Annotated in this window: 7 protein-coding genes and 1 tRNA gene; 4 read left to right on the top strand and 4 right to left on the bottom strand. The window is 46.8% G+C overall.

The window, feature by feature from the left end; all coding sequences use genetic code 11:
- From rsxC to CIK04_RS17895, 4 genes are all read right to left on the bottom strand, one after another.
- On the bottom strand, positions 1-2,059 hold a 2,059-nt coding region (rsxC, locus tag CIK04_RS17910; RefSeq protein WP_128824636.1), incomplete at its 3' end, for an electron transport complex subunit RsxC.
- 12 nt (positions 2,060-2,071) lie between these two features.
- Positions 2,072-2,668 (bottom strand): electron transport complex subunit RsxB, encoded by a 597-nt coding sequence (gene rsxB / locus CIK04_RS17905; protein WP_011080896.1) that lies wholly within the window; start codon positions 2,666-2,668, stop codon positions 2,072-2,074.
- A gap of 1 nt (position 2,669) precedes the next feature.
- Positions 2,670-3,248, bottom strand: a complete 579-nt coding sequence (rsxA, locus tag CIK04_RS17900) for an electron transport complex subunit RsxA (RefSeq protein ID WP_017428869.1) — start codon at positions 3,246-3,248, stop codon at positions 2,670-2,672.
- A 195-nt stretch (positions 3,249-3,443) separates the two neighbouring features.
- A tRNA-Asn gene (locus CIK04_RS17895) sits at positions 3,444-3,519 on the bottom strand.
- A 326-nt stretch (positions 3,520-3,845) separates the two neighbouring features.
- Here CIK04_RS17895 and CIK04_RS33455 point away from each other — a divergent pair.
- The 4 genes from CIK04_RS33455 (at position 3,846) to luxU (ending at position 8,214) form a co-directional block, all read left to right on the top strand.
- A complete protein-coding gene (locus tag CIK04_RS33455) occupies positions 3,846-4,034 on the top strand; it encodes a hypothetical protein (protein WP_097352865.1) in 189 nt (62 codons plus the stop codon).
- A gap of 94 nt (positions 4,035-4,128) precedes the next feature.
- The gene (uvrB, locus tag CIK04_RS17885; RefSeq protein WP_013572115.1) at positions 4,129-6,159 is read left to right on the top strand and encodes an excinuclease ABC subunit UvrB; all 2,031 of its coding nucleotides are present in this window, start codon (positions 4,129-4,131) and stop codon (positions 6,157-6,159) included.
- A 307-nt stretch (positions 6,160-6,466) separates the two neighbouring features.
- On the top strand, positions 6,467-7,867 hold the full coding sequence (luxO, locus tag CIK04_RS17880; protein WP_017428872.1) for a quorum-sensing sigma-54 dependent transcriptional regulator LuxO: 1,401 nt from the start codon (positions 6,467-6,469) through the stop codon (positions 7,865-7,867).
- Positions 7,867-8,214, top strand: coding sequence for a quorum-sensing phosphorelay protein LuxU (gene luxU / locus CIK04_RS17875; protein ID WP_017428873.1), 348 nt, complete (start codon positions 7,867-7,869; stop codon positions 8,212-8,214). Before luxO ends, luxU begins: the two co-directional genes overlap by 1 nt.
- Positions 8,215-8,227 lie beyond the last annotated feature (13 nt).

Below are 8,227 nucleotides of genomic sequence, written 5' to 3'. Positions count from 1 at the left end.
ATTCTACGCGGTTTTGCTCAGGTGCAGGCTCGTCCGTTTGCTGCGCTTTTCGCGCTTTAGCACGCGCAATCGCTGCAGTGACGGCCGCYTTTTTAGGATCGTCATCTGCGACTTGCGATTCTTCGCGATTTTGCTCAGGTTTAGGTTCGTCTGCTTGCTGCGCTTTTCGTGCTTTGGCGCGAGCAATTGCCGCGGCTACAGCCGCTTTCTTATCTTCAGGTTCCTCTGCCGATGATTCGGATGAAGCAAGTGGTGGTTGCTGCGCTTTTTTCGCTTTTGCTCTTGCAATGGCGGCGGCGACCGCAGATTTCTTATCCCCTTGCTCTTGAGAGTCTGGGATTGTAGATTGCTCTTTCTCTGCTTTTCGCTCGCGAGCAAGACGCTTACGTTCTTCGCGTAACTTCACCATTTCTGAATTGTCTGGTTCAGACGAACCGGAGTCAGCAGCGGCGGCTTGTTTGGCTTTTGCTTTGGCAATGGCAGCAGCCACTGCCGGTTTAACGCTTGGTGTTTGCTCGCTATCTTGAGTTTTTTGCGCTTTAACACGAGCGATAGCGGCGGCAATGGCGTCGTCGCCTCCCGTGGATTTCATTTCCTTACGGCGATCTTCCGCGGCTTTCTTAAAGCGGTTCTCGCGTTCTTCTTTCTCGCGCTCCATGCGCGCCTTTTTCTCTTCAAAGCGAAGCTTGGCACGTTCTGCTGCGTCAGCTTCTTGCGCGCGCGTTCGAATTTCGGCTTTGGCTTGACGATAATAGCTGACAAGCGGGATTTCACTTGGGCACACAAAGGCACAAGCGCCACATTCGATACAATCTTTTAAGTTTAGCTCTTCACACTTGTCGAACTCTTCGGCTTTCGCGTGCCATTGTAGCTGCTGAGGAAGCAGTGAAGCAGGACAAGCTTCAGCGCATGCGCCGCAGCGAATACATTCCATTTCGTAACCCGCTGGAGAAATCTCTTTGCGAGTTGGAGCCAAAATACAGTTGGACGTTTTGGTGATCGGAACGTTTGCATGAGGCAGGCTAAAGCCCATCATCGGCCCGCCCATAATCAAGCGTGGCAGTTTTTTGTCTGCTTGATAGCCAAATTGCTCTAATAAAGCATGGACTGGCGTGCCCAGCGGTACCCAAACGTTACGTGGTGTCTCGAAGGTGTTACCCGTTAAGGTGACGACTCGATTGACCATTGGTTCGCCATCGATCACCGCGCGTTTGATCGCGTACAGCGATCCCACATTTTGCACAAGGATACCGATATCGGCAGGAATACCGCCCGCGGGAACTTCTTTATTTGTTAGAACCTTAATCAGCTGCTTTTCACCACCGGAGGGGTACTTGGTGGGGATAACGCGAATAACGATGTCTTTATTTTGTGCGGCGGATTCAAGGGCTTTAATTGCTTCGGGCTTGTTATCTTCAATTCCGATGATGGTCAGTTTAGGCTGCAAAATGTGTTCTACAATTTCGATACCTTGTAGAACCTCTTCCGCGTGTTCTTGCAAAAGCTTGTCGTCTGCGGTGATGTACGGTTCACATTCTGCCGCGTTGACAATCAAAATTTCTGTTCGGCCTAAGCCAGATTGGATTTTTTTTGCGGACGGAAAGCCTGCGCCTCCCATTCCGGAAATGCCCGCCATGCGAATCACATCCAAAAGATAGTCACTGTTTTGTTGTGAATAATCGACGACAGGTTGTTTTTCACACCATGTATCTTGGCCATCTGGCGTGATCACCACGCACATTTCGCTCAAACCAGAAGGGTGCGCCACTGTGCGTGTTTCAATGGCCGTTATGGTTCCGGAAGTCGAGGCGTGAATTGGAAGTGTAAAACCGGCATTCGATTGGGTTAGCAATTGCCCTTTTAAGACGTGATCGCCTACGTTGACCAAGATGTTTCCCGGTTTGCCGATGTGTTGTTTGAGCGGCAACACAATCTCATTGGCTAGCGCTGCGTGCACCAAAGGCTGCTGGTTTGACTGGCGTTTGTTTTCCGCAGGATGAACACCACCTGGAAAATCCCAAAGCGCGCCTGTACGAATTTGTTCAATTAAAGACAACATCTTCTTTGCCCTTTAGTTATTCTGATCTCTGCTGGTGGCAGAGTTAGGGTTAGCTTCGGAAATATTGACCACAGGTATAGCATTAAGCTGCCACTTCCATGTTTCCGTGGTTGTCTCCAGAGGGATCATTTCAATACAGTCTGTCGGGCAAGGCGCCACGCATAAGTCACAGCCAGTACATTCATCTTTAATGACCGTATGTAGGGCTTTGGTTCCACCAACAATAGCATCGACCGGACAGGCTTGGATGCACTTGGTGCAACCAATACACATGTCTTCGTGGATAAACGCGACTTTTTTGACTTTTCCTTCGAGATCATGGGCGGATTCTTCCGCTTCAACGCCCATAAGATCGGCCAGTTTTTCAATAGTCGCTTGGCCTCCGGGTGGGCATTTATTGATGCTGTCTCCATTCGCGATGGCTTCTGCGTAAGGACGGCAACCAGGATAGCCACACTGGCCACATTGCGTTTGTGGCAATATGGCATCGATTTGATCCACGATTGGATCCGCTTCGACTTTAAAGCGAATCGAGGCAAAACCAAGGATAGCGCCAAAGAGCGTAGCCAGCAGTGCAATTGCTAGCACGGCAATCATGATGGTTGTCATCTTATTTCACCAACCCCGTAAAGCCCATAAACGCTAGCGACATTAATCCTGCAGTAATCATCGCAATGGAAGCTCCTTTAAAAGGCACGGGCACATCCGCTGCAGAAATGCGCTCACGCATCGAAGCAAACAGAATCAGTACCAAAGAAAAACCAACCGCCGCACCAAAACCATAGATGATGGATTCTACAAACGAGTGGTTTTCATTGATATTCAGTAGAGCAACCCCTAACACGGCACAGTTGGTGGTAATCAAAGGTAGAAAAATACCCAGCAGGCGATAGAGGGTTGGGCTGGTCTTGTGAACCACCATTTCCGTAAACTGGACCACCACTGCAATCACCAAAATAAAGCTCATGGTTCGTAGGTATTCGATGTGCAATGGCTCAAGAATGTAGCTTTCAACAAGATAAGCGCACACGGAGGCCATAGTAAGGACAAAGGTCGTTGCCAAGCCCATACCAATTGCGGTTTCCAATTTTTTTGACACGCCCATGAAGGGACACAATCCGAGAAACTTCACCAGTACAAAGTTGTTTACGAGGACGGTGCCAATCAACAACAAAATATATTCGGTCATAATTATTACGTTCTGCAAATCCGATCCCGATATTATCGTGCTTTGTCCCGGTAATAACAACCAATGAAAGGTAAGGTTTTGAGTAGCTGACGGAATTTTATACGTGGTAAACGATTGACTTAAGGCCGTGCGAGATGTTTAGGCTGGGAAATATAAAAAAACGCCACATCCGAAGATGTGGCGTTTTTTAGAATTTGGCTCCTCCTGCTGGGCTCGAACCAGCGACCTGCGGATTAACAGTCCGTCGCTCTACCGACTGAGCTAAGGAGGAATTGCTTCGCTTAAAAGCGGGACGCATCTTACTCAGCAGGTTTGGGTGTGTCAATAATAATAATGAGACAAAATGCCAAGAAACTGTAAAAAAAGTGCTTTACTTTTCTGCATCCCTTTTCTTTATTGGCCTGCCTTTACTTATCCACCAATTTTGTGGATAAGTGTGTTAGTGAAACTTGAGCAAAATAAAAACAGACACGAACTAGAGTAAGTGCTCAATTATTTTAAAGTATGGTATTTCTTTTTAAATATTGAATTTGAAAGGTTTTTATTAGGAATTGGCATTTATAGAGCTTGTGGATAATTTTTCTGATTTAGGCTGGAATGAACGAAAAAAACAAAAAATGGGGAAAAGATGTGGATGACAAAAACGTCTTTTTTGCTGATAGAGCAATGATTGGGCGGTGGAGGATATCAGAGTTGAAATTGATAAGCCAGAAAAATGTCATGAAATGGTTAACTCTCTTCAACAATAAAAGTGGTCACTGTCGCCTGATTCGTTTGGCTGACTAAAAGTTGTGTTGTATGCCTAAATTGCAACTGTTCTTATGAGGGGTGGGAGTGTATATTTATACAGTTTTTACGTTGTGCTGTAGTGAGAGGAAAAATGAGCAAACTTTACGATCTGGTTTCTGACTATGCGCCATCGGGAGATCAACCAACGGCGATCAAACAACTGACAGAAGGGTTGGATGCTGGTTTGGCTCACCAAACCTTACTCGGAGTGACGGGATCCGGTAAAACATTTACCTTGGCGAATGTGATTGCTCAAGCGCAACGTCCTGCAATTCTACTTGCGCCAAACAAAACCCTTGCCGCCCAACTTTACGGTGAGATGAAAGCGTTTTTCCCAAATAACGCGGTCGAATATTTTGTCTCTTACTACGATTATTACCAACCTGAAGCCTATGTGCCAACCACTGACACTTTTATAGAGAAGGACTCATCGGTCAACGCACATATCGAGCAAATGCGTTTATCTGCCACCAAAGCGTTATTGGAGCGAAAAGACGCCATTATCGTCGCCTCTGTTTCGGCTATTTATGGTTTGGGTGATCCCGAAGCCTACCTGCAAATGATGCTGCATATACGCCGTGGTGATGTGATGGATCAACGCGACATACTGCGTCGTTTGGCTGAGTTGCAATACAGTCGTAACGATATTGCTTTTGAGCGAGGCCAATTTCGCGTGCGCGGAGAGGTCATCGACGTTTTTCCGGCTGAGTCGGACCAAGATGCGGTACGCATCGAGATGTTTGATGATGAGATCGACTGCATTAGTGTGTTTGACCCACTGACCGGAGTGGTCAAACAACGCGATTTACCCCGCTTCACCATTTACCCTAAGACTCACTACGTCACGCCACGAGAGCGTATTCTGCAGGCGATTGAAAACATCAAGCAAGAGCTGCGTGAGCGACAAACTTACTTGCGTGACAATAATAAATTGTTGGAAGAGCAACGTATTAGTCAACGTACCCAGTTCGATATTGAAATGATGAATGAGCTGGGATTCTGCTCTGGCATTGAAAACTACTCGCGTTACCTCAGTGGTCGAGCGGAAGGTGAGCCGCCTCCAACATTATTTGACTACTTACCACACGATGGTTTGTTGATCATCGATGAATCTCACGTGACTGTGCCACAAATTGGCGCAATGTATAAAGGTGACCGCTCGCGGAAAGAGACCTTGGTTGAATATGGTTTCCGTTTGCCTTCAGCATTGGACAATCGACCATTGAAATTTGAAGAGTTCGAAGCTCTTGCGCCACAAACTATTTTCGTTTCAGCCACCCCGGGCAATTACGAGCTAGAGAAAAGTGCGGGCGAAATTGCTGACCAAGTGGTGCGTCCGACTGGTCTGCTCGATCCTGTACTGGAAGTGCGACCAGTGGCGACTCAAGTGGATGATCTGCTTTCTGAGATCCGCATTCGCGCAGTGAAAGATGAACGGGTGTTAGTGACAACACTGACCAAACGTATGGCGGAAGACCTAACTGAATACTTGCACGAGCACGATGTGAAAGTGCGTTACTTACACTCTGATATCGACACGGTTGAACGAGTGGAGATCATTCGTGACTTGAGGCTAGGGGAGTTCGATGTGTTGGTGGGGATTAACTTGTTACGCGAGGGTCTCGACATGCCTGAAGTGTCTTTGGTTGCGATTCTCGATGCCGACAAAGAAGGCTTTTTACGTTCAGAGCGCTCATTGATTCAGACCATTGGCCGTGCAGCCCGTAACCTCCATGGTAAAGCGATCTTGTATGCAGATTCCATCACCAAATCGATGAAGAAAGCGATGGATGAAACGGAACGACGCCGTGAGAAACAGCAAGCGTACAATGAAAAAATGGGCATTCAGCCTCAAGCCTTGAAGCGTAATATCAAAGATATTATGGAGCTGGGCGATATTACTAAATCCCGCAAGCAGAAAGTGAGCAAAACGGTACCATTGTCGAAAGTGGCTGAACCATCGCTGTCCTATAATGTGTTGACACCACAGCAATTGGAAAAAGAAATCACAAAACTGGAAGCGCAAATGTACAAACACGCTCAGAATTTGGAATTTGAGTTGGCCGCGCAGAAGCGTGATGAAATTGAAAAGTTGCGTCAGCAGTTTATCGCTAACAGCTAACATCCGGGTTTAATGGCTACTATTAACAAGTCATTTTTGAAGAACATTGACTGTCATTATTGCAGACAAAAAAAGCCAACAGTCATTTCACTATTGGCTATCAATTGTGAACACTAGGTTCACTAACAACGTCAGTTGGCTAGGTGACCCGAGGGGGTCACTTTAGTTTGTGCATTGTTTGTGCCAATTTTAACGCCGCTAAGTGATGATTATTTACCGCTAAAAGTGAATATTTGCCATTGTCATTTGCAAAATGCATCGCGCAATGCGATTATTATTCAAAACACAAATAACAATTGGCTAGACTATGCAACAAATAACGACAACGAAACAGCGTTACTTGCTGATGGTAGAAGACACCGCTTCCGTCGCAGCCCTCTATCGCTCCTATCTCATGCCATTGGGTATCGATATCAATATCGTGGGTACTGGGCGTGACGCGATAGACAGTTTAAAACATCGCATTCCAGATCTTATTCTGCTGGACTTACGCCTACCGGACATGACGGGAATGGACGTATTGCATGCAGTGAAAGCAAGCCACCCTGATGTTCCTATCATTTTCATGACCGCACACGGCTCGATCGATACTGCTGTTGAAGCAATGCGACACGGCTCGCAAGATTTCTTGATCAAACCCTGTGAAGCTGACCGACTCAGGGTCACGGTGAACAACGCTATCCGCAAGGCGAGCAAGCTAAAAAATGATTCAGACAGCGCCGGAAGTCAGAATTATCAAGGCTTTATCGGCAGTAGTCAAAAAATGCAGCAGGTCTACCGAACCATTGACTCGGCGGCCAGTAGTAAAGCGAGTATTTTTATCACTGGTGAAAGTGGTACGGGTAAAGAGGTGTGCGCAGAAGCCATTCATGCAGCCAGTCGACGCGGAGACAAGCCATTTATCGCGATTAACTGTGCAGCGATCCCCAAGGATTTGATTGAAAGCGAGCTATTTGGGCATGTCAAAGGTGCGTTTACTGGCGCAGCGACCGATCGCCAAGGGGCGGCAGAGCTCGCCGATGGAGGCACACTGTTCCTTGATGAGCTGTGTGAAATGGACCTAGATCTGCAAACAAAATTGCTGCGTTTTATCCAAACGGGTACTTTCCAAAAAGTGGGCTCTTCAAAAATGAAGAGTGTTGACGTGCGCTTTGTGTGCGCGACAAACCGAGACCCTTGGAAAGAAGTACAAGAAGGGCGCTTTCGTGAAGATTTGTACTACCGACTTTATGTGATTCCACTGCACTTGCCACCACTTCGTGAGCGTGGAGAGGATGTCATTGAGATCGCTTACTCGTTACTGGGTTATATGTCACATGAGGAAGGGAAAAACTTTGTTCGTTTCTCTCAATCTGTGATAGATAGATTTAATGAATATGAGTGGCCAGGCAATGTGCGTCAGTTACAAAATGTGCTGCGTAACGTGGTGGTTCTTAACAACGGTAAAGAGATTACCATGGAGATGTTGCCGCCTCCTTTGAATCAGCCCTTTGAACGCAAAGAAAGTGCGCAACCTGATCTGAGTGAGTTGATTTCCGTCAGAGATATTTGTCCATTGTGGTTGACCGAGAAACTGGCGATTGAACAAGCGATTAAAGCGTGTGATGGTAACATTCCGAGAGCCGCAGGCTATCTTGATGTCAGCCCGTCGACGATTTATCGCAAGTTACAGGCGTGGAATGAAAAAGAAGAAAAACAGAAAGCATAATGGAATTACTAAACCAGAAGAAAATTGCCTCGTTGACTGAGGAAATAGGTGCCGATAATGTCCCCGTGTTGTTGGAGATATTTTTGAACGAACTTGAGAGTTATTTGAAGGTTCTGTGTGATGCCACCTACAGTGACAAGCTCGTCTATCTTAAAGACATCAGTCATGCCTTAAAAAGCAGTGCCGCCAGTTTTGGCGCGGATGCACTATGTCATTTTGCCGTCGAGATAGATACTCGAGCAAAAGAAGGGGACGCTTTAGATGAAACGCAAGATGTGGTCACAATGATTGACCGTCTGCATCAAACCCAGCAGGCCTACCTCAACTGGCAGGCAAACGGCTTTTGAAATAACGGCTCGT

It is taken from the genome of Vibrio sp. 03_296, assembly GCF_002265885.1.
Note: the sequence above shows the minus strand (reverse complement) of the source record. Positions and strands in the feature narration are given on the sequence as shown.